Annotated in this window: 19 protein-coding genes; 8 read left to right on the plus strand and 11 right to left on the minus strand. The window is 72.4% G+C overall.

All coding sequences use genetic code 11. The annotated features are described in order from the left end of the window. From JWQ92_RS04135 to zapE, 3 genes are all read right to left on the minus strand, one after another. Positions 1 to 252, minus strand: a 252-nt coding sequence (locus JWQ92_RS04135) for a hypothetical protein (RefSeq protein WP_297343195.1), incomplete at its 3' end; no start/stop codon positions are given. Positions 253 to 334: 82 nt separating this feature from the next. After that, positions 335 to 1,642 (minus strand): ammonium transporter, encoded by a 1,308-nt coding sequence (locus JWQ92_RS04140; protein ID WP_297343196.1) that lies wholly within the window; start codon positions 1,640 to 1,642, stop codon positions 335 to 337. A 213-nt stretch (positions 1,643 to 1,855) separates the two neighbouring features. Beyond that, on the minus strand, positions 1,856 to 2,812 hold the full coding sequence (gene zapE, locus JWQ92_RS04145; RefSeq protein ID WP_297343213.1) for a cell division protein ZapE: 957 nt from the start codon (positions 2,810 to 2,812) through the stop codon (positions 1,856 to 1,858). A gap of 214 nt (positions 2,813 to 3,026) precedes the next feature. Here zapE and JWQ92_RS04150 point away from each other — a divergent pair, with 214 nt between their 5' ends. Genes JWQ92_RS04150 through JWQ92_RS04160 form a run of 3 tightly spaced genes read left to right on the plus strand, consistent with a single transcriptional unit; the run spans position 3,027 to position 5,121 of the window. Continuing rightward, positions 3,027 to 3,938, plus strand: coding sequence for a sulfurtransferase (locus JWQ92_RS04150; RefSeq protein WP_297343197.1), 912 nt, complete (start codon positions 3,027 to 3,029; stop codon positions 3,936 to 3,938). Between the two features lie 41 nt (positions 3,939 to 3,979). Further along, complete coding sequence (locus JWQ92_RS04155; RefSeq protein ID WP_297343198.1) at positions 3,980 to 4,411, plus strand: SufE family protein; 432 nt, start codon at positions 3,980 to 3,982, stop codon at positions 4,409 to 4,411. After that, positions 4,411 to 5,121, plus strand: coding sequence for a dihydrofolate reductase family protein (locus tag JWQ92_RS04160; RefSeq protein WP_297343199.1), 711 nt, complete (start codon positions 4,411 to 4,413; stop codon positions 5,119 to 5,121). Before JWQ92_RS04155 ends, JWQ92_RS04160 begins: the two co-directional genes overlap by 1 nt. Here the strand turns inward: JWQ92_RS04160 and JWQ92_RS04165 are convergent. Beyond that, positions 5,091 to 6,341, minus strand: a complete 1,251-nt coding sequence (locus JWQ92_RS04165) for an alpha/beta fold hydrolase (RefSeq protein ID WP_297343200.1) — start codon at positions 6,339 to 6,341, stop codon at positions 5,091 to 5,093. The genes JWQ92_RS04160 and JWQ92_RS04165 overlap by 31 nt on opposite strands. A gap of 209 nt (positions 6,342 to 6,550) precedes the next feature. Between JWQ92_RS04165 and JWQ92_RS04170 the strand changes: the two genes are divergently transcribed. From JWQ92_RS04170 to JWQ92_RS04185, 4 genes are all read left to right on the plus strand, one after another. Next, on the plus strand, positions 6,551 to 7,144 hold the full coding sequence (locus tag JWQ92_RS04170; RefSeq protein WP_297343201.1) for a DUF3000 domain-containing protein: 594 nt from the start codon (positions 6,551 to 6,553) through the stop codon (positions 7,142 to 7,144). After that, the gene (locus JWQ92_RS04175) at positions 7,137 to 8,378 is read left to right on the plus strand and encodes an HRDC domain-containing protein (RefSeq protein ID WP_297343202.1); all 1,242 of its coding nucleotides are present in this window, start codon (positions 7,137 to 7,139) and stop codon (positions 8,376 to 8,378) included. The genes JWQ92_RS04170 and JWQ92_RS04175 overlap by 8 nt, the downstream gene beginning before the upstream one ends. Positions 8,379 to 8,469: 91 nt before the next feature. Continuing rightward, positions 8,470 to 9,696, plus strand: coding sequence for an acetyl-CoA C-acyltransferase (locus JWQ92_RS04180; protein ID WP_297343203.1), 1,227 nt, complete (start codon positions 8,470 to 8,472; stop codon positions 9,694 to 9,696). Beyond that, a complete protein-coding gene (locus tag JWQ92_RS04185; protein ID WP_297343204.1) occupies positions 9,693 to 11,873 on the plus strand; it encodes a 3-hydroxyacyl-CoA dehydrogenase NAD-binding domain-containing protein in 2,181 nt (726 codons plus the stop codon). Before JWQ92_RS04180 ends, JWQ92_RS04185 begins: the two co-directional genes overlap by 4 nt. Positions 11,874 to 11,968: 95 nt before the next feature. Here JWQ92_RS04185 and dxs read toward each other — a convergent pair whose 3' ends face one another. From dxs to dut, 5 genes are all read right to left on the minus strand, one after another. Beyond that, on the minus strand, positions 11,969 to 13,885 hold the full coding sequence (gene dxs, locus JWQ92_RS04190) for a 1-deoxy-D-xylulose-5-phosphate synthase (RefSeq protein WP_297343205.1): 1,917 nt from the start codon (positions 13,883 to 13,885) through the stop codon (positions 11,969 to 11,971). Between the two features lie 240 nt (positions 13,886 to 14,125). Continuing rightward, a complete protein-coding gene (locus JWQ92_RS04195) occupies positions 14,126 to 16,984 on the minus strand; it encodes an aconitate hydratase (RefSeq protein ID WP_297343206.1) in 2,859 nt (952 codons plus the stop codon). A gap of 120 nt (positions 16,985 to 17,104) precedes the next feature. Further along, on the minus strand, positions 17,105 to 17,803 hold the full coding sequence (locus tag JWQ92_RS04200; RefSeq protein ID WP_297343207.1) for a DUF3159 domain-containing protein: 699 nt from the start codon (positions 17,801 to 17,803) through the stop codon (positions 17,105 to 17,107). Further along, positions 17,800 to 18,441: a DUF3710 domain-containing protein gene (locus tag JWQ92_RS04205; RefSeq protein WP_297343208.1), complete on the minus strand. Its 642-nt coding sequence runs from the start codon at positions 18,439 to 18,441 to the stop codon at positions 17,800 to 17,802. Before JWQ92_RS04205 ends, JWQ92_RS04200 begins: the two co-directional genes overlap by 4 nt. After that, entirely contained in the window at positions 18,438 to 18,881 is a 444-nt protein-coding gene (dut, locus tag JWQ92_RS04210; protein WP_297343209.1) for a dUTP diphosphatase, read from the minus strand. Before dut ends, JWQ92_RS04205 begins: the two co-directional genes overlap by 4 nt. A 170-nt stretch (positions 18,882 to 19,051) precedes the next feature. On the opposite strand from dut, the gene JWQ92_RS04215 reads away from it, so the two are divergent. Further along, a complete protein-coding gene (locus JWQ92_RS04215; protein WP_297343210.1) occupies positions 19,052 to 19,513 on the plus strand; it encodes a DUF3093 domain-containing protein in 462 nt (153 codons plus the stop codon). A 1-nt stretch (position 19,514) separates the two neighbouring features. Here JWQ92_RS04215 and JWQ92_RS04220 read toward each other — a convergent pair whose 3' ends face one another. Next, positions 19,515 to 19,691: a hypothetical protein gene (locus tag JWQ92_RS04220; protein ID WP_297343211.1), complete on the minus strand. Its 177-nt coding sequence runs from the start codon at positions 19,689 to 19,691 to the stop codon at positions 19,515 to 19,517. Positions 19,692 to 19,776: 85 nt separating this feature from the next. Next, positions 19,777 to 19,973: DUF4193 family protein (locus JWQ92_RS04225; RefSeq protein ID WP_297343212.1), on the minus strand; the 197-nt coding region annotated here is incomplete at its 5' end.

Here is a 19,973-nt window from a genome sequence, read left to right on the forward strand (position 1 = left end):
GCCGGGGACGTAGAGGGCCCGACGAGCCGTCGCCGCGACGGCCGCCGGCGCGGTCGCGCCGCTCGGCGCCGCCTCCCCCGGCCGATCGAGCCACCAGAGGGCGTCGAGCGGGTCGTCCTCGCCGGTGTACGCGGCCTCGAACCGGGCGCGGAACAGCGGATCCGCGAGTGCGCGGCCATAGAAGCCCGCGTCCGGGCCGCGCTCGGGCCAGGCGGGGACGTCGGCCCCGGGAGCCACCGCGTACCCGGCCACGGAAGCATGATGGCCCCGCGCCCCTGCACAGGGAAGCGGGGCGCGGCACCGTCGGTGCCGCGCCCCGCTGTGGTGTGACCCGCTAGACCGCCGCGGGATCGAACGCGTAGCTCTCCTCGCCGTGCACGGCGAGGTCGACGCCCGCGACCTCCTCCTCGTTCTTGATGCGGAAGCCCATCGTCTTCTCGAGGATCCAACCGATCGCGAAGGCCAGCACGAACGAGTAGACCGAGACGATCAGCGCGCCGAGCGCCTGCGCGCCGAGCTGCCTGAACGAGCCGGTGTCGATGAGGCCGATGCCGGAGCCGAAGATCCCGATGTACAGCGTTCCGATCCAGCCGCCGACGAAGTGGATGCCGACGACGTCGAGCGAGTCGTCGAAGCCGAGCCGCCACTTCAGGTCGATGGAGATCGCACACACGGCACCGGTGATGAGGCCGAGCACCATCCCCCAGAACGGCGTGAGGATGTTGCAGGCGGGGGTGATGGCGACGAGGCCGGCGACCGCACCGGATGCAGCGCCGATCGAGGTGGCCTTGCCGTCCTTGATCCGCTCCACGATCAGCCAGCCGAGCGTGGCCGCTGCGGGGGCCGCGAGCGTGTTGATCCACGCGATGGCGGCGACGCCGTCGACCGCGGCCTCGGAACCGGAGTTGAAGCCGAACCAGCCGAACCACAGCAGGGAGGCGCCGAGCAGGGTGAGCGGAACGTTGTGCGGCTTCGCCATGCCCTTCGCGAAGCCCACGCGCTTGCCGAGCACGATCGCGAGGGCGAGTCCTGCCGCTCCCGCGTTGATGTGCACCGCCGTGCCGCCCGCGAAGTCGTTCACGAGCAGGTCGTGGACGATGAACCCGCCGTCCTTGTTGCCGGCCGTGAAGTTGAACACCCACGACGCGACCGGGAAGTAGACGAGCGTCACCCACACACCGGCGAACACCATCCAGGTGCCGAAGCGGGCCCGGTCGGCGATCGCGCCGGAGATCAGCGCGACCGTGATGATCGCGAACGTCGCCTGGAAGCCCGCGAAAGCGAGCGTGTTCAGGTTGTTCGCCGCCCCCGCGCCGCCCTTCGTCAGCAGAGGGATCAGGCCCGAGTCGGGGAACGGGTTGCCGAGCACGCCGTGGATGAGCCAGGCGTTCGACTGGTCGGGCGTGTAGCTCGGGAAGGCCATGGAGAAGCCGTAGAGCACCCAGAGCACCGCGACCAGCGCGATCGCTCCGAAGCTCATCATCATCATGCTGATGACGCTCTTCGCGCGGACCATGCCGCCGTAGAAGAAGGCGACGCCCGGCGTCATCAGGAGCACGAGCGCTGCGGCGACCAGGAGCCACAGTGAATTCAGGTTGACGGTGATCGCGTCCGTCGTCGCGTCGAACAGGGTCGGAGCCATGCGGACCGGAGGGCCTCTCTCTTGGGGCGGTGGTTCCCCCGGGCCGGCGGGCGCTCGGGCTGGCACACCTGGCCCGGGGAGTTCCCGGAAGTGTCTCGGTACGAGGTTTCGCGGCACGGCACGCCCTGTTTCGGAGGCGTTACGGATGGAGCCCCTGTGTGAACTTCGGGTTTCGTCGGCGCCCCGCCGGACGGGTCAGCGCGACCGGTGCGGCTACTCCGCCGGGCCGTCGGGCGCGGTCATGGCGACGAGCCGGGACATCGCGCGGAGGTACTTCTTGCGGTACCCGCCGGCGAGCATGTCGGCGCCGAAGACCCGGTCGAGGGGCAGCCCGGTGGCGACGATCCGCACCTGCGCGTCGTAGAGGCGGTCGACGAACGCGACGAACCGCAGCGCCTCGGTCTGTCCGGGCAGCTCGTGCACGTCCCGGATGCCGACCGTGCCGAGCCCCTCGACGAGCCCGACGTACCGGGCGGGGTGCACGGTGGCGAGATGCTCGATCAGGGCGTCGAAGTCGTCGACCGTCACGTCGGCCGCCCGGGGCAGCGCCCGCAGCTCGGCCGGGTCGGCGACCCGGGCGTTCCCTTCGAGGGCACGGCGCCGGTAGTCGAGGCCCTCGATCCGGACCGTGGTGAACCGGTCGGACAGGCCCTGGATCTCGCGGAGGAAGTCGGAGGACGCGAACCGGCCTTCCCCGAGGGCGTTCGGCGGCGTGTTCGAGGTGGCGCCGATGCGGGTGCCCGTCGCGACGAGCTCGCCGAGCAGGCGCGACATGAGCATGGTGTCGCCCGGGTCGTCGAGCTCGAACTCGTCGATCGCGAGCAGGGACGACCCGGTCAGCAGCCGCACCGCCTGGGCGTAGCCGAGCGCACCGACCAGCGCGGTGTACTCGATGAACGTGCCGAAGTACTTCCGTCCTGGCGCCTGCCGCCACAGGGCGGCGAGCAGGTGGGTCTTCCCGACGCCGAAGCCGCCGTCGAGGTACAGCCCCGGCCGCTCCGGCGGCTTGGGCCCGCGCCGGAAGAAGCCGCCCGGCGGGCTCGTCCAGTCCGCGGTGAAGGCCTGCACCGCGTCGACCGCGCCCTGCTGCGACGGGTAGTCCGGATCGGGGCGGTAGTTGTCGAGGCCGGAGTGCGCGAACTGCCGCGGCGGGACGAGGGAGGCGGCCATGCGGCCCGCGTCGACGTCGGGGATGCGGTCGGCGAGCCGGGCGGGCGCGGTCGGGTCCACTGTGTTACGGCCTCCGGCTGATGGTCACGGCTCAGGTGCGTATCGTCGGTGTGCGGCCGTCGACGGCTGCAGCAGTGTAGAGCGCCGGCGATCGGCCCCCGCTGATCGACCGGGACGTTCAGGCCGCGGGTACGCGGCAGGAGGAGGACGAGGAATGAGCACGGCGACGGACCCGAACCCGAAGTTCCAGGAATACGCCCACCCCGAACGGCTGGTGTCGACGGAATGGCTGGCGGAGCACCTCGACGACCCGCAGGTCGTCGTCGTCGAATCGGACGAGGATGTGCTGCTCTACGAGACGGGCCACATCCCTGGCGCCGTGAAGATCGACTGGCACACGGATCTCAACGACCCGGTGACCCGCGACTACGTCGACGGCGAGGGCTTCGCGGCGCTGCTCGGCGGCCGGGGCATCGGCCGGGACGCGACCGTCGTGATCTACGGCGACAAGAGCAACTGGTGGGCCGCCTACGCCCTCTGGGTGTTCACGCTCTTCGGTCACCCCGACGTGCGGCTGCTCGACGGTGGCCGTGCCAAGTGGATCGCTGAGGACCGGCCGATCACGACGGACACCCTGGAGCGCAGCCCCGTGGACTACCCGGTCGTCGAGCGCGACGACCGTGGCGTCCGCGCGTTCCGTGATGACGTGCTCGGCCACTTCGGCTCGCCGCTCGTCGACGTGCGCAGCCCGCTCGAGTACTCCGGCGAGCGCACCACCGCTCCCGAGTACCCCGAGGAGTCCGCACTGCGCGCCGGCCACATCCCGTCGGCGCAGAACGTGCCGTGGGCGAAGGCCGCGGCCGACGACGGCACGTTCCGCTCCCGCACGGAGCTCGAGTCGATCTACGAGGCCGGTGCCGGCCTGTCGGCGGACGACGACGTCATCGCGTACTGCCGCATCGGTGAGCGGTCGAGTCACACCTGGTTCGTGCTCACCCACCTGCTCGGCTACCCGAGGGTGCGGAACTACGACGGCTCGTGGACCGAGTGGGGCAGCTCCGTGCGGGTGCCCATCGTGAAGGGCGAGCAGCCGGGTGACGTGCCGGCGTCGCTGGCACGCGTCTGAGGCGCGCGGGGCGGCTCGCGGGCGGGGAGAATAGGGGTCCCATGACCACCGACGCCCTGCCCACGAGCCTCACCGACATCCGCGAGGAGTTCCTCGCCGTGGCGGTGCGCGACAGGCTGCTCCTGCTGCTCGACTTCGCGAACGACCTGCCCGCCCTGCCGGCCCGCTACGGCGAGCACCCGGAGCGGCTCGAGCGGGTCACCGAGTGCCAGGCGCCCGTCTTCGTCGCGGCGGAGGTCGAGGACGGCCGGGTACGCGTCTTCGCGACCGCCCCGGCCGAGGCGCCGACGACCCGCGGGTTCGCCTCGGTGCTCGTGCACGGCCTCGACGGCCTGCCCGTGGCGGACGCGCTCGCGGTGCCCGACGACTACCCCCAGACGCTCGGCCTCGGGGATGCGGTCTCGCCGCTCCGCCTGCGCGGCATGACCGGGCTGCTCGGGCGGATCAAGCGGCAGCTGCGAGCCGCGGCCTGATGCGCGTCACGGGCCTCGTGCCGGCCACGGGTCCGCTCGACCTCTCCGGCGAGGCCCTCGACGGCTGGCTCACCGAGCGGTACGCGCTCGACGGATCCGAGTGGCTGCGCCTCAACCTCATCACGGCGCTCGGCGGCCAGATCACGGGGCCGTCCGGCGGCTCGAACGACCTCGCGGACGGGATCGACCGGCCCCTGCTGCGGGTCCTCCGGGCCGCCGCCGACGTCGTGCTCGTCGGCGCCGCGTCCGTTCGAGCGGAGGGCTACACGATCCCCCGGCGCGCCCCGCTGGCGGTCGCGACGACGACGGGCGACCTCGCCGGGCACCGGTTCCCCGCCGATCTCGGGCCGGGCCGGCTGCTCGTCGTCTGCCCCGACTCCGCGCGGCGCCGCGTGACGGCCGAGCTCGGCGACCGGGCCACGGTGCTGCCGCTCCCGGACGGATCCGCCGGCGACGTCCGCGCCGTCGTGGCCGCCCTCCGGGGCGCCGGTCACGGGCGCATCGTCTGCGAGGGCGGCGGGCACCTGGCCAGCAGGCTGGTCGCCGCCGGCCTCGTCGACGAGTTCGACCACTCGATCGCGCCGGTGCTCGTCTCCCCCGGCGCACCCCTGACCACCGGCGACGTGCCGCTCACGCACGCCGAGTTGACCGGCCTCGTGCTGGACGAGACCGACCGGCTCTACGCCCGCTGGGCCCTGCCCCGCCGCTGACGCCGCGGGGCCGCCGTCCCCCCGCCGAGCGCCTCGAGCGCCGGCCCGTCCCCGTCGAGCCAGGCGCGCACCGCGCCCTCCCATCGGTCCCGGTCGTGGTTCCAGAGCTTCGTGTGCCTGGCGGTGGTGAACGGCACCAGCCGCACCAGGTCGGGCCGCTCGGCGGCGAGCCGCCGGGAGACGGCGATGGGCGCGATGCCGTCGTCCTCGCTGTGCAGCAGCAGCACCGGGACGTCGAGGTCCGCGACGCGCGCGACGACCTCGGCGCCGCGGGTGTCGAACGGCTCGTCCTGACCGGTCAGCAGGGGCCCGAGGCGGCTTCCGACGAGGCCGAGCGCGCCGCGGCGTACCGGCGCCGGCAGCCGCGTGGCGTCGCCCTGGTGGAGCAGCGACTCGGCGAAGTCGAGCACGGGCGAGTCGAGCACGACACCCGTGATCACGTCGGCCAGCCGGGATCGCATCGCGGTCTGCAGCGCGATCGCACCGCCCATCGACCAGCCCATGAGCACCACCTCGCGCGCGCCCTGGTCGAGCGCGTAGAGGACCGCGGACTCCACGTCGAGCCATTCGGCGTCCTCGATCCCGAACCGCTGCGTCTGCGAGGCCGGCGCCTCCCCGTCGTCGCGGTACGAGACGAGCAACGTGGACCAGCCGGCCTCGTGGAACACCGGGACCGCTCGGAGCACCTCCTGGCGCACCGTGCGCCGCCCGTGGACGAGCACCGCCCAGCGCGGGGAGTCGAACCCCTCCGCGGGCACCTCCCAGGCCGGCACCACGCCGAGCGTCGTCTGGATGCGCACGTCGTCGTACTCGACGCCGAGCTGCTCCGGGCTGAGGTAGACCCACCCGTTGAACCGGCCCGCCGTGGCCCGCTCGATGTCTCCGGTGTCGACGCCGAGCAGCTCCCGCACGACGACCGTCGAGGTGCGTTCCAGGATCCGTCCGATGCGGGCGTGGCCGCGCCCCTCGTCGAACCAGAAGCTGTAGATGCCGGGGAGCATGGCGTCGTCGGTGGGCGAGAACCGGATGCGTCCGGCCGCCACGTCGACGCCGTGCACGGTCGTCACCGCGGTCCTGCGGCGTGCGGGGCTCACCATGCGCCGGGCGACCCCGGTCGTCACGGCTCCCGCGAACACGGCGCCTGCGACGAGCACGCTGCCCGCGGCGACCGCCCCGCCGATCACGCCGGTCGGGGGCCGCGGATGCGACCGGGACGTCATCCGCCATGTCCTCTCGTTGCTGCAGGAGGTCCCGAGTATGCCGGAGGTCACCGTCGCCGCCGGGGAGCCCGTGGCACCCCGAACGGGGCGGGCCGACGTCCTCCGACCACCGCCGGAACCCGTGCCGTCGGGGCCTGCGCCGGTGCGTACCATCCGGCTCCTCAGCGCGTCGCGAGCCACGCCAGGAACCGCGCCGTAGGCTTTCCGACGTGCCGATCGATGCGGGATCCGGGACGTCGGCGCCGTTCGAGCAGGCGCGGGCGTCGCTCGAATCCGCCCGGATCCGCGGCGACCTGGTCGTCACGTCGATCCCGTCGCCGACGCAGGTGGCCCCCTACTCGGTCGCTCTCGCGGGCGACGTGCGGCAGAAGGTGCACGGCGAGGACTCCGAGCTCGGCACCGGTCGCTTCATCCTGCTCCACGATCCCGAGGGTCAGCCGGCGTGGGACGGCGACTTCCGGATCGTCTGCTTCGCCCAGGCGCCCCTCGAGGCGGAGATCGGCACGGACCCGTTCCTCGCCGAGGTGACCTGGTCCTGGCTCACGGACGCGCTCGACGCCCGCGGCGCGAAGTACACGGCCGCTTCCGGCACGGCGACGACGATCGTCTCGACCGGCTTCGGCGAGCTCGCGGACCAGGGCACCGGCGCGAAGATCGAGCTGCGCGCCTCCTGGACGCCCACCGACCTCGACCTCGCGGCACATGTGGAAGGCTGGGGCGAGTTGCTGTGCATGCTCGCCGGGCTTCCCCCGGCGGCCGAAGGAGTGAGTGTGTTGTCGGTACGACGAGCAGGACGTGACTGACGCGAGCGAGGAGCCCGTCCTGCGCGACGCGGCGCCGGTCGACCCGGTCGAGGTCGTCGACACGCGGGAGGGGTACCGGGACGCGGTCCGCCGCATCCGGGAGGGGCAGGGCCCCATCGCCGTCGACGCGGAGCGCGCGTCCGGTTTCCGCTACTCGCAGCGGGCCTACCTGATCCAGCTCTTCCGCCGCGGGTCCGGAACGATCCTCCTGGACCCGCCGGCGATCGGGGACTTCGCGGAGCTCGCCGACGTGATGGCCGGCGAGGAGTGGGTGCTGCACGCTGCGAGCCAGGACCTCGCCTGCCTCCGCGAGGTGGGTCTCGACCCCGACCGGATCTTCGACACGGAGCTCGGCGCCCGCCTGCTCGGCTTCGACCGGGTCGGGCTCGGCCCGGTCGTCGAGCAGCTGCTCGGCCTGCACCTCGCCAAGGAGCACTCGGCGGCGGACTGGTCGACGCGGCCGCTGCCGACCTCCTGGCTCGTGTACGCGGCCCTGGACGTGGAGCTGCTGCTCGACGTGCGCGACCGCGAAGCGGAGCTGCTCGAGGAGGCCGGCAAGGCCGACATCGCGCAGCAGGAGTTCGAGGCCGTCCGCCTGAAGGAGGTGCGCCAGGCCCCCGCCGAGCCCTGGCGCCGGCTCTCGGGCGTGCACGCGGTGCGGGGCGCCCGCAACCTCGCCATCGCCAGGGAGCTGTGGCAGGCCCGCGACGAGTACGCCCGGGCGGTCGACTCCGCTCCCGGCCGCCTCGTGCCCGACGCATCGCTCGTCGCCGTCGCACGTACCCCGCCCGCGAGCAAGCGGGAGCTCGCCTCGATGCGCAGCTTCTCCGGCCGCGCAAGCCGGCCCGAGATCGACCGCTGGTGGGCCGCCGTCGAGACCGGGCTCGCCACCGAGGACCTACCGACGACCCGGGTGCCCTCCGACGCCCCGCCCCCGCCGCGCGCCTGGGCGGACCGGGATCCGGAGGCCGACCGGCGGCTGAAGGCCGCGCGGCCTGCCGTCGCGGCGATCGCCGAGGCCCTGCACCTGCCGACCGAGAACCTGCTCACCCCCGACACGCTGCGTCGCGTCGCCTGGGAGCCTCCCGCCGATCCCACCGCGGACGCGGTCGCGGCCGCCCTCACCGCACTCGGTGCCCGGCCGTGGCAGATCGAGGCGACGGCCGCCGCGATCGCGGACGCGTTTGTCCGAGCCGCCCAAACGCCGGCCGACTCCGAGGATCTCCCTTCGTAGGAACGCCTCACCCGATTTGGGCGCCACCGCGTCCACGGCGAGGATCGGCCGTCAGGTTTCGCGCCGATCCGGCGCGACCAGGAGGGACGGCGTGGAACAGCGCAGCGAGGTCGTGTTCGTCGACGGGGTCAGGACCCCGTTCGGACGGGCGGGCGAGAAGGGCATGTACTGGGGGACGCGGGCCGACGACCTCGTCGTGAAGGCGATGGTCGGGCTGCTCGAGCGCAACCCCCAGCTGCCGAAGGACCGTGTCGACGACGTCGCGCTCGCCGCGACGACCCAGACCGGTGACCAGGGTCTGACGATCGGCCGCAGCGCCGCGCTGCTCGCGGGGCTCCCCCGCACCGTGCCGGGCTACGCGATCGACCGGATGTGCGCGGGCGCGATGACCTCCGTCACGACGGTCGCCGGGGCGATCGCGTTCGGCGCCTACGACGTCGCGATCGCCGGCGGCGTCGAGCACATGGGCCACCACCCGATGGGCTCCGGGGTCGACCCGAACCCCCGGTTCGTCAGCGAGCGGATCGTCGGCACGGACGCCCTCGTCATGGGTGCGACGGCCGAGCGGATCCACGACCGCTTCCCGCAGCTCACCCGCGAGCGATCCGACCGCTTCGCGATGCGCTCCCAGCAGAAGGCCGCGGCCGCCTACGACGCCGGCCTCATGCAGCGCGACCTGATCCCGGTCGCGACGCGCAGCGAGACGGGATGGGGCCTCGCGATCCGCGACGAGGTGATGCGGCCGGACACCACCATGGAGGGTCTCGCCGGCCTGAAGACGCCGTTCCGACCCCACGGCCGGATCACCGCGGGCAACGCGGCCGGCCTGAACGACGGGGCGACGGCCTCCATCATCGCGAGCGCCGACGCGGCCGCCCAGCTCGGCCTCCCGGTGAAGATGAAGATGGTGAGCTTCGCGTTCGCGGGCGTCGAGCCCGAGGTGATGGGCATCGGCCCGATCCCGAGCACGGAGAAGGCCCTCGTCAAGGCGGGCCTCACGATCGACGACATCGGCCTGTTCGAGCTGAACGAGGCCTTCGCCGTGCAGGTGCTGAGCCTGCTCGACCACTTCGGCATGGACGACGAGGACCCGCGGGTCAACCCGTGGGGCGGCGCGATCGCCGTCGGGCATCCGCTCGCCTCGTCCGGGGTGCGCCTGATGCTGCAGCTCGCGCGCCATTTCGAGGTGCACCCCGAGGTGCGCTACGGGCTGACCGCGATGTGCATCGGCCTGGGCCAGGGCGGCAGCGTGATCTGGGAGAACCCTGGCTTCGACAGGAAGGCGGCCAAGAAGGCGGAGAAGGCGGCGAACCGATGACCGATCCGATGGACGAGCTCACGGCGCTGTCCGCCGACGAGGTCGTCACGCACGCCTTCAGCCGCGACGTGGTCCTGCCGGACGGCGGCGTGCTCGTGCTCGTCACCCTCGACAACGGGCGGGACCACACCCGGCCCAACACGTTCGGCCCGCGTGGCCTGCTCGAGCTCGAGGCGGCGCTGCTCGGCGCGAAGGACCGGGCGGGGCGCGGCGAGATCACCGGGCTCGCCGTCACCGGCAAGCCCTTCATCCTCGCCGCGGGCGCAGACCTGAGCCAGGTCGGCCGGCTGCAGGACCGGGAGACCGGCAAGCGGCTCGCGCAGCTCGGGCACCGGGTACTCGGCCAGCTGGGCACCCTCGGCGTGCCGTCGTTCTGCTTCATCAACGGCCTCACACTCGGTGGCGGCCTCGAGATCGCCCTGAACGCGGACTACCGCACCGTCGACTCGTCGACGCCCGCGATCGCGTTCCCCGAGGTCTTCCTCGGGCTGATCCCCGGGTGGGGCGGGGCGACGCTCCTGCCGAACCTCATCGGCATCGAGAACGCACTCAAGGTCATCGTCGAGAACCCGCTGAAGCAGAACCGCACCCTCACCGCCGAGCAGGCGTTCGACCTCGGCATCGCGGACGTGCTGCTGCCGTCGGCGACGTTCCTCGAGCGCTCGATCCAGTGGGCGGCCGACGTGCTCGCCGGCCGCGTGAGGGTGGAGCGCCCGCACGCCCCCGGGCGCCTCGAGCGGCTCGCGAAGTGGGACGTCGCCATCGGGATCGCGCGCAAGCAGCTCGAGTCCCGCATCGGCACCGTGCCCCGCTCGCCGTACGTCGCCCTCGATCTGCTGAAGGGCGCGAAGAAGGCGACGAACCCCGCCGCCGTCGCGGCGTCGTTCGCAGCGGAGGACGAGGCGCTGGCCGACCTCATCGCCGGCGACCAGTTCGTCGCGAGCATCTACGCGTTCGACCTCGTGCAGAAGCGGGCACGCAAGCCGGCAGGCGCACCGGACCCGAAGATCGCGAAGCCGGTGGCGAAGGTCGGCGTCATCGGTGCCGGCCTGATGGCGAGCCAGTTCGCGCTGCTGTTCGCCCGTCGCCTGCGCGTGCCCGTGCTCATCACCGATCTCGACCGGGCACGCGTCGACGCGGGGATCCAGCGGATCCGGGACGACGTCGCCGCCCTGCAGGCGAAGGGGCGTGTCTCGGGCGATGAGGCCAACCGGCTGTTCGCGTCGATCACCGGGACGACCGACATCGCCGACTTCGCCGACTGCGACTGGGTGATCGAGGCCGTGTTCGAGGAGCTCGGCGTGAAGCAGGCGGTGTTCGCGAACGTCGAGCCGCACCTGTCACCCGAGGCGGTACTCGCGACCAACACGTCGTCCCTGTCCGTCGAGGCGATCGGCGCGGAGCTCGCCCATCCCGAGCGAGTGGTCGGGTTCCACTTCTTCAACCCCGTCGCCGTCATGCCGCTCGTCGAGGTCGTCAGGACTCCGGCGACCGACGCGGAGACGCTCTCGACCGCGATGGTGGTCGCCGGGAAGCTGAAGAAGAACGCGGTCATCGCGAAGGACGCGCCCGGGTTCGTGGTGAACCGCGTCCTCGCGAAGGTGCTCGGCGAGGCGATGCACGCGGTCGACACCGGCACGCCCTTCGAGGTCGTGGACACGGCACTCGACCCGTTCGGCCTGCCGATGAGCCCGTTCGAGCTGCTCGACCTCGTCGGGCTGCAGGTCGGCGCGCACGTGCTCGACACGCACCACGCGGCGTTCCCCGACCGGTTCTTCGAGTCCGCCAACCTGCACGCCCTGGCGGACGCGGGCGTGCTGCTCGAGAAGGACGACAAAGGCACCGTGAAGGGCTTCGACAAGCGGGCGGTCGCGCTCGTGCGGAAGGCCGTCCCGAGGGGCGCCACGCCTCCGACCGCGGAGCAGTTCCGACTGCGTGTGGAGGACGGGCTCGCGGACGAGATCCACCGGATGCTCGAGGAGGAGGTCGTGTCGGCTCCCGAGGACATCGACCTCTGCCTGCTCCTCGGCGCCGGGTACCCGTTCCACTCCGGCGGCATCACGCCCTACCTGGACCGGGTCGGCGCGTCCGAGCGCGCCTTCGGCGACACCTTCCACCATCCGCCGATCCGAGGCGCGGCACACCGCGACCCCGCCGAGGAGCCCGCGCCGGTCTGAGTCCGCGACGGCCCGACAGGTGACTTGCCGCTTTCGCCCCCTTCAGGAGTCATGAAGGGGGCGAAAGCGGCAAGCCGCGAGGAGGCGGACGGGCGTCAGCGGGTGCGGGCGTCCTCCGCGCGTGCCGCGGGCAGCTTCGCGCCGCGCATCTGGTCGACGATGTCTCGGGCGATCTGCTGCGGCGTGAGACCGGCCTCGGCGAGGATCTCGTTCCGCTCGGCGTGGGGCAGGAAGGCGTCCGGCAGCCCGACCTCGTTCAGGGCGGTGTCGACGCCGGCCGCGCGCAGGTCCTGGCGGAGCCGCGTCCCGATGCCGCCGACGCGCACGCCGTCCTCGATGGTGACCACGAGCCGATGCTGGGCGGCCAGGTCGATGAGGCTGGGTGCGATCGGCACCGCCCAGCGCGGATCGACGACGGTCGCGCCGATCCCGTCCTGCCGGAGCAGCGTCGCGACCTCGAGCGCGATCTGGGCCATGACACCCACCGCGACGACGAGCACGTCCTGCCGCTCCTCGCGCGCGAGCACGTCGACGCCGTCATCGAGCCGTTCGAGGGCCGGGACGGCGGGCGGCACGGTGCCCTTCGGCAGGCGGAGCACGGTCGGCGCGTCCTGGACGGCCACCGCCTCGGCCAGCTCCTCCGCCAGGGTCGCGGCGTCGCGAGGCGAGGCGATCCGGATGCCGGGGACGATCTGCAGCATCGCCAGGTCCCACATGCCGTGGTGGCTGGCACCGTCGGGGCCGGTGACGCCGGCGCGGTGCAGCACGAAGGTGACCCCGGCGCGGTGCAGCGCCACGTCCATGAGCACCTGGTCCAGCGCCCGGCCGAGGAACGTGGCGTAGACCGCGAACACCGGGTGGAGCCCCCCGAACGCGAGCCCGGCGGCGGAGGTGACGGCGTGCTGCTCGGCGATGCCGACGTCGATCACCCGGGCCGGGAACCGCTCGGCGAGCGGACCGAGCCCGACGGGCAGCAGCATCGCCGCCGTGATGCCGACGATGCGGCGGTCGTGCTCCGCGAGCTCGACCAGGTCGGCGCCGAAGGCGTCCGCCCAGTCGACCTTGCCGGTGGTGGCGAGCGCGAGTCCGGTCGCGGGGTCGATCACGCCGACGGAGTGGAACCGGTCGGCCTCGTCGTTGCGGGCGGGCGCGTAGCCGCGGCCCTTCTGGGTGATGACGTGCACGAGCACGGGGAGCTCGTAGTGCTTCGCCTGCTGGAGGGCGTTCTCGACGGCCGCCTCGTCGTGGCCGTCGATCGGCCCAAGGTACTTGATGTCGAGGTTCGAGTACATCCGGTCGTTGTAGGCGAACCGGGCGAGGAAGCCATGGAGGGCGCCTCGGGTGCCCCGGTAGATCGCGCGGCCCGGGCGCCCGAAGCGGTCGAACAGCTCCTTGGAGCCGAGCTGGATGTCGCGGTAGGTGCGGCGGGTGCGCACCTCGTTCAGGTAGTGCGCGAGGCCGCCGATCGTCGGCGCGTAGGACCGACCGTTGTCGTTGACGACGATGACGAGACGGCGGTTGTTGTCGTCGCTGATGTTGTTCAGCGCCTCCCACGTCATGCCGCCGGTGAGGGCGCCGTCGCCCACCACCGCGACCACGTGCCGGTCGCGCTGACCGGTCACCTGGAAGGCACGCGAGATGCCATCGGCCCAGGAGAGGGACGACGACGCGTGGGAGCTCTCGACGATGTCGTGCTCGCTCTCCGCGCGGCTCGGGTAGCCGGCGAGGCCGCCCGCCTTGCGGAGCCTCGAGAAGTCCTGACGCCCGGTGAGCAGCTTGTGCACGTAGGACTGGTGCCCGGTGTCCCACACGATCGCGTCCTCCGGCGAGTGGAACACCCGGTGGATCGCGATCGTGAGCTCGACGACCCCGAGGTTGGGGCCGAGGTGCCCGCCGGTCCTCGAGACGGTGCCGATGAGGAAGGCACGGATGTCGGCAGCGAGCTGCGTCAGCTGCTCGCGGGTCAGGCGGTCGAGGTCCCTCGGTCCCCTGATCGTCTCCAGCACACTCATGATCGTCCTCACAATACGGTCAGGTCCGGCCGCGGGACGCGGGCCGGACCTGCCACTCAGCGGTCGTTGAGCCTGGGGATCAGGCGACCGCCCCAGCGAGCCGTGCCGTGGCGTCCGTCACACCTCGACGAGCTGGCGGACACGCGCGGTGAAGCTTCAGGGCGGAGGCCCTTTCGGGCCTCCGCCGCGACCCCAGCGCCGAGCCTCGTCCCGAGGCTCGGTCGGAGGAACCCACCGTCGTCACACCTCGACGAGCTGGCGGAGCACGAACTGCAGGATCCCGCCGTTGCGGTAGTAGTCCGCCTCACCGGGCGTGTCGATCCGCACCACGGCGTCGAACTCGACCGGCTGCGCGCCGTCGGCGGACTGCGCGGTCGGTATGGCCGTGACGTGGACGGTCCTCGGCGTGGTGCCGTCGTTCAGCGCGGTGACGCCGCTGATCGCGAACTCCTCCGTACCGGTCAGCCCGAGCGAAGCTGCGGTCTCGCCCGCGGGGAACTGCAGCGGCAGCACGCCCATGCCGATGAGGTTCGACCGGTGGATGCGCTCGAAGCTCTCCGCGATGACGGCCCGCACACCGAGCAGGTTCGTGCCCTTCGCGGCCCAGTCGCGGCTCGATCCGGAGCCGTACTCCTTGCCGGCGAGCACGACGAGGGGCACACCGGCCTCCCGGTACCGCTCGGCCGCGTCGTAGATGAACGCCTGCGGTGCATCGGACTGCGTGAAGTCGCGGGTGTAACCGCCCTCCACCCCGTCGAGCAATTGGTTCCGCAGCCGGATGTTCGCGAAGGTGCCGCGGATCATCACCTCGTGGTTGCCGCGGCGGGAGCCGTAGGAGTTGAAGTCCTTCCGGTCGACGCCGTGCTCGGTGAGGTATCGGCCGGCGGGGCTGTCCGCCTTGATCGAACCGGCGGGGCTGATGTGGTCGGTCGTCACGGAGTCGCCCAGCTTCGCGAGCACCCGGGCCCCCGCGATGTCGGTCACCGGCGACGTCTCCAGCGTCATCCCGTCGAAGTACGGGGGCTTCCGCACGTAGGTGGACGTCTCGTTCCACTCGAAGGTGGCGCCGGTCGGCGTGGGCAGGGTGCGCCAGCGCTCGTCGCCGTCGAAGACGCTCGCGTACTCGTGCTCGAACATGTCGGTGGAGATCGAGGAGTCGATGGTCGCCTGCACCTCGGAGGCCTCCGGCCAGATGTCCTTCAGGAAGACGTCGTTGCCCTCCTTGTCGCGCCCGAGGGGGTCGGTCTCGAAGTCGAAGTTCATGCTGCCGGCGAGCGCGTAAGCGATGACGAGCGGTGGGCTCGCGAGGTAGTTCATCTTCACGTCCGGGTTGATGCGGCCCTCGAAGTTGCGGTTGCCGGACAGCACGGCGGTGACGGCGAGGTCGTTCTGCTGCACCGCCTCCGAGATCTCGTCGTCCAGCGGCCCGGAGTTGCCGATGCAGGTCGTGCAGCCGTAGCCCACGAGGTAGAAGCCGAGGTCCTCCAGCGGGCCCATCAGGCCGGCCTTCTCGTAGTAGTCCGTGACGACCTTCGACCCGGGCGCGAGCGTGGTCTTCACCCACGGCTTCGCCTTCAGCCCCTTCTCGCTGGCCTTCTTGGCGAGGAGGCCGGCGGCGAGCATGACCGACGGGTTCGAGGTGTTGGTGCAGGAGGTGATCGCGGCGATCGCCACGGCGCCGTGGTCGAGCACGAACTCCCCGCGCTGCCCCGCGACCTTCACCGGGTTCGACACCGAGGCGGGGGCGTGGCTGATGTCCTCGTCCGCCTGGAGCCGGTGCTGGTGGCTCGCGCCCTCGTGCACCTGCGCGTGGGCGGTCTCCTCGTCCTGGGAGGTGAACCCGATCGGATCCGAGGCCGGGAAGGTGCCCTCCACGGCCTCGTCCACGAGCGAGTGCGCTCCGACCGTCGCGTAGTCGCCGAGGTCGTGCTCGAACTGCTCCTTCGCGTGCGAGAGCTCGATGCGGTCCTGTGGGCGGCGGGGACCGGCGATCGACGGCACCACGGTCGCGAGGTCGAGCTCGAGGTACTCGCTGTAGTCGGGCTCACGCGACGGGTCGTGCCAGAGCGTCTGCCGCTTCGCGTACGCCTCGACGAGGGCGACCTGCTCCTCGGAACGGCCGGTGAGCCGCAGGTAGTCGAGGGTCACGTCGTCGATCGGGAAGATCGCGGCCGTCGAGCCGAACTCCGGGCTCATGTTGCCGATCGTCGCGCGGTTGGCGAGCGGCACCTCGCCGACGCCCTGGCCGTAGAACTCGACGAACTTGCCGACGACGCCGTGCCTGCGGAGGATCTGCGTGATGGTGAGCACGACGTCGGTCGCCGTGACGCCGGTCGGGATCGCGCCCGTCAGCTTGAAGCCGACGACCTTCGGGATGAGCATCGACACCGGCTGGCCGAGCATGGCGGCCTCCGCCTCGATGCCGCCGACGCCCCAGCCGAGCACGCCGAGCCCGTTGACCATGGTGGTGTGCGAGTCGGTGCCGACGAGCGTGTCGGGGTAGGCCTGCAGGCGCCCGTCGACCGTGCGGGTGTAGGTGACGCGGGCGAGGTGCTCGATGTTGACCTGGTGGACGATGCCGGTGCCGGGCGGGACGACCTTGAAGTCGTCGAAGGCGGTCTGGCCCCAACGGAGGAACTGGTAGCGCTCGCCGTTGCGCTCGTACTCGATCTCGACGTTGCGCTCGAAGGCGTCCGGCTGCCCGAAGAGGTCGGCGATGACGGAGTGGTCGATGACCAGCTCGGCGGGAGCGAGCGGGTTGACCCGCGTCGGATCGCCGCCGAGGTCCGCGACCGCCTCGCGCATCGTGGCGAGGTCGACGATGCAGGGCACGCCGGTGAAGTCCTGCATGACGACGCGGGCGGGCGTGAACTGGATCTCGGTGTCGGGCTCCGCCGTCGGCACCCAGCCGCCGAGCGCCCGGATCTGACCTGCCGTGACGTTCTTGCCGTCCTCGGTGCGGAGCAGGTTCTCGAGCAGCACCTTCAGGCTGAACGGCAGTCGCTCATGCCCGGGCACCTGATCGATCGCGAAGATCTCGTGCTCCACGCCCGAGACCGTGAGGTTCGTCCTCGCTCCGAAACTGTCCACTGCGGCCATCAGACTCTCCCTCGCGCCATACCGATCGGGACCCGCGCCGGGATGCGCGTCGAGCGGTTTCGCGGCACGGGTCGCCTCGCCCCCACGATACCGGGAGGGGGTGCGCCTCCCGGACCGTGCTCAGCGAGCGCTCGGCGGAACGGCGGCGCGACGCGGGAAGGCGGCCTGCACGCCGAGCACGGTGACGACGAGCACGAGGGCGTAGAGCGGCACCCCGAGCGCGATGCGGGCGATGCCGAGTGCGACGACCTGGTGCCCGGCGAAGAAGAGCGGCAGCTCGACGGCGAGCCGGATCCCGAACAGGGCGACCCAGGCCGCCGTGAGCCAGGCGCAGAGCCGTCGGCGGCGCGCGTCCGAACGCCAGCCCCCCTGCTGCAGCAGCACCCCTGCGGCGATCCCGACGAGCGGGCGGCGGACGAGCAGCGAGACGAGGAACGCGAGCCCGTACACGCCGTTGATGAAGAACCCGGGGACGTAGTTCGAGTTCGCGTCGCCCGTCACGAGCACGAGGAGCGCGGACACACCGACGACGACGGCCCCGGCGACCGCGGCGCCGACCTTCTGGCGGCGCAGCGCGCGGTAGGCGAGCAGCAGCCCGGAGCAGGCGAGGGGCACGACGACGATCGGCACGAGCGCGCCCCTGGGCACGGCGTCCGGGGCCGCACCGATCGCGGCGACCTGGTACAGCACGACGAACACCAGCGGCGGGACGATGCTCTCGACGACGCCGAGCCATCCGCCGATCGCGGCGAGCAGGCCACGGAAGGTCAGCGTCTCCCCCTGCACGGCGCCGGCGAGCGCCGAGCTGCGGTCGGTCACGCCTCGAGGTACGGCCGCTGCGGACCGCCCTGGGCGCCGGCGTCGGCGGTCGCGCCCTGCGGCATGTGCAGCGGGATGAGGTCACGGGGCGGCATCGGCGCCGATCCACGCACGACGACGACGCTGCGGAACAGCTCCTCGATCTGCCCTGCCGCGACCGGGTCGACGGCGCCCTGGCCCGAGATGACGCCGCGCAGGAACCAGCGTGGGCCGTCGACACCCACGAACCGGGCGATCCGGGACACGGGCGGCTGCCCAGGCCCCGCCTGGGCGGGGATCTGGGCGAGCAGCTCGGGGCCGAGCGGTCCCTCGATGACGCGGGTGGTGCCGCCCTGCGACAGGATCTGCTGCTGGATCTGGTCCCGGATCTCGTGCCACAGCCCGCTGGAGCGCGGCGCGGCGAACGGCTGCACCTGCAGGCTCGAGTCGGCGAAGTCCAGGCCGACCGCGACGACGCGGCCCGTGCCCTCCTCCACCTCGAGGCGGAGGCCGAGGCCGTCGCGCGGCACGATCTTCACCCCGCCGAGGTCGACGTAGGGCCGGACGGCGTTCGCCTCGCTCTCGTCGAACGGACCGTGCACCTCCCGGTCGACCGGCGCCGACTTCGGCTGCGGTTCGAGCTCCGCCTCGTCGCTCATCCGACCTCCCGTTCCCCACCCGTGCCCGTCGATCCGAATCCGGCGTCACCACGATGGCTGCCCGGCAGCGCCGCGACGGCGACGAAACGCACCGCGGGCGCGGGCAGCACGACCAGCTGCGCGATCCGGTCCCCGACCGCGACATCGTACGGCTGCCGCCGGTCGGTGTTCAGGAGCGTCACGCGGATCTCGCCCCGGTAGCCCGCGTCGACGGTCCCCGGCGCGTTCACGATCGTGATGCCGTGCCGCGCGGCGAGCCCGCTGCGCGGCAGCACGAACGCCAGATGGCCCGTCGGCAGGGCGATCCGCAGCCCGGTGCCGATCGTGGCGCGCTCCCCCGGCTCGAGCCGCACGGCCTCGGCGGCGGCGAGATCGATCCCCGCGTCGCCGGGATGCGCCGGCCCGGAGGGCACGGGGCCGTCGACCAGCACCTCGATCACGACGCGAAGGCTAGCGAGTGGGCGCTGTGAGCGGGAGCCCGTCCGATCCCCCCAGAGACGTCAGCGGGCCACTCGCACTTCGGCAGGTCCCGCTGGACCGGCGGCCTGCTGAAGCGCTCCCAGACTGCTGCAGTGCTCGGGCGCGCCCAGGAAAGTGGTCGAATGGGAGGGTGACGGCCTACCGCGAACGCCTCGTGCCCGGCACGGGCACCGTGATCGCGAGCCTCGTGCTCGCGCCGCTCGCCCTGCTCGTGCTGCTGCCCATCACCCAGGTGGGCGCCGTGATCGCCGCGATCGCGGTGCCCGCCCTCGCGATCACCGCGCTGATCGCCGGGGCTCCCGTGATCACCATCGCCGACGGGGAGCTGCACGCGGGCCGGGCGCACATCGCCGTCGCGCTCACCGGTGCCCCGGAAGCCTTCAGAGGCGCCGGCGCGACCGGGGCTCGCGGCGTCGAGCTCGACGCCCGGGCCTGGACCGTGGTGCGCGGCTGGATCGATCCGGTCATCCGCATCCCCCTGACGGACCCGGACGACCCGGCGCCCTACTGGCTCGTGTCGACCCGGCATCCCGAGGCGCTCGTGCAGGCGCTCGACGAGGCACGGATGGCGGCCGCGAGCACGCTGGAGTGACTCACGACGGCTGGCGGATGTCGGCGACCGACGTCGAGAGCCGGCCGCGGCCGTCCAGCACCAGCGCAGCGATCGCGGCATCGATGAGCGGCTGCGGATACGGGACCCGGCCGCGCACGTTGTGCGCCGCGTTCCCGGCGTACGGCGACGTGTCCCGATCCCACTCGGAGTCGCTCACCCGACCGGTCCGTTCTTCCGCGGATCCCTTCGGCCCCCAGCGGTCGCGCCCCTCGCGGGGCGCGCCGTCGTACAGGATGCGCCTCTTACGCCTCGCACTCCCGGCAGATCGGTCCGAGCTTGGACTCGTGGTCGAGCTGGGAGCGGTGCTTCACCAGGAAGCAGCTGACGCAGGTGAACTCGTCCGCCTGCGGCGGGAGCACGACGACGTCGAGGTCGAGGTCGGACAGGTCGGCACCGGGCAGCTCGAAGCCACCCGGGTTGTCCGCATCCTCCACGTCCA

The sequence above is a fragment of the Amnibacterium sp. genome (assembly GCF_025463795.1).
Classification (GTDB): Bacteria; Actinomycetota; Actinomycetes; order Actinomycetales; family Microbacteriaceae; genus Amnibacterium.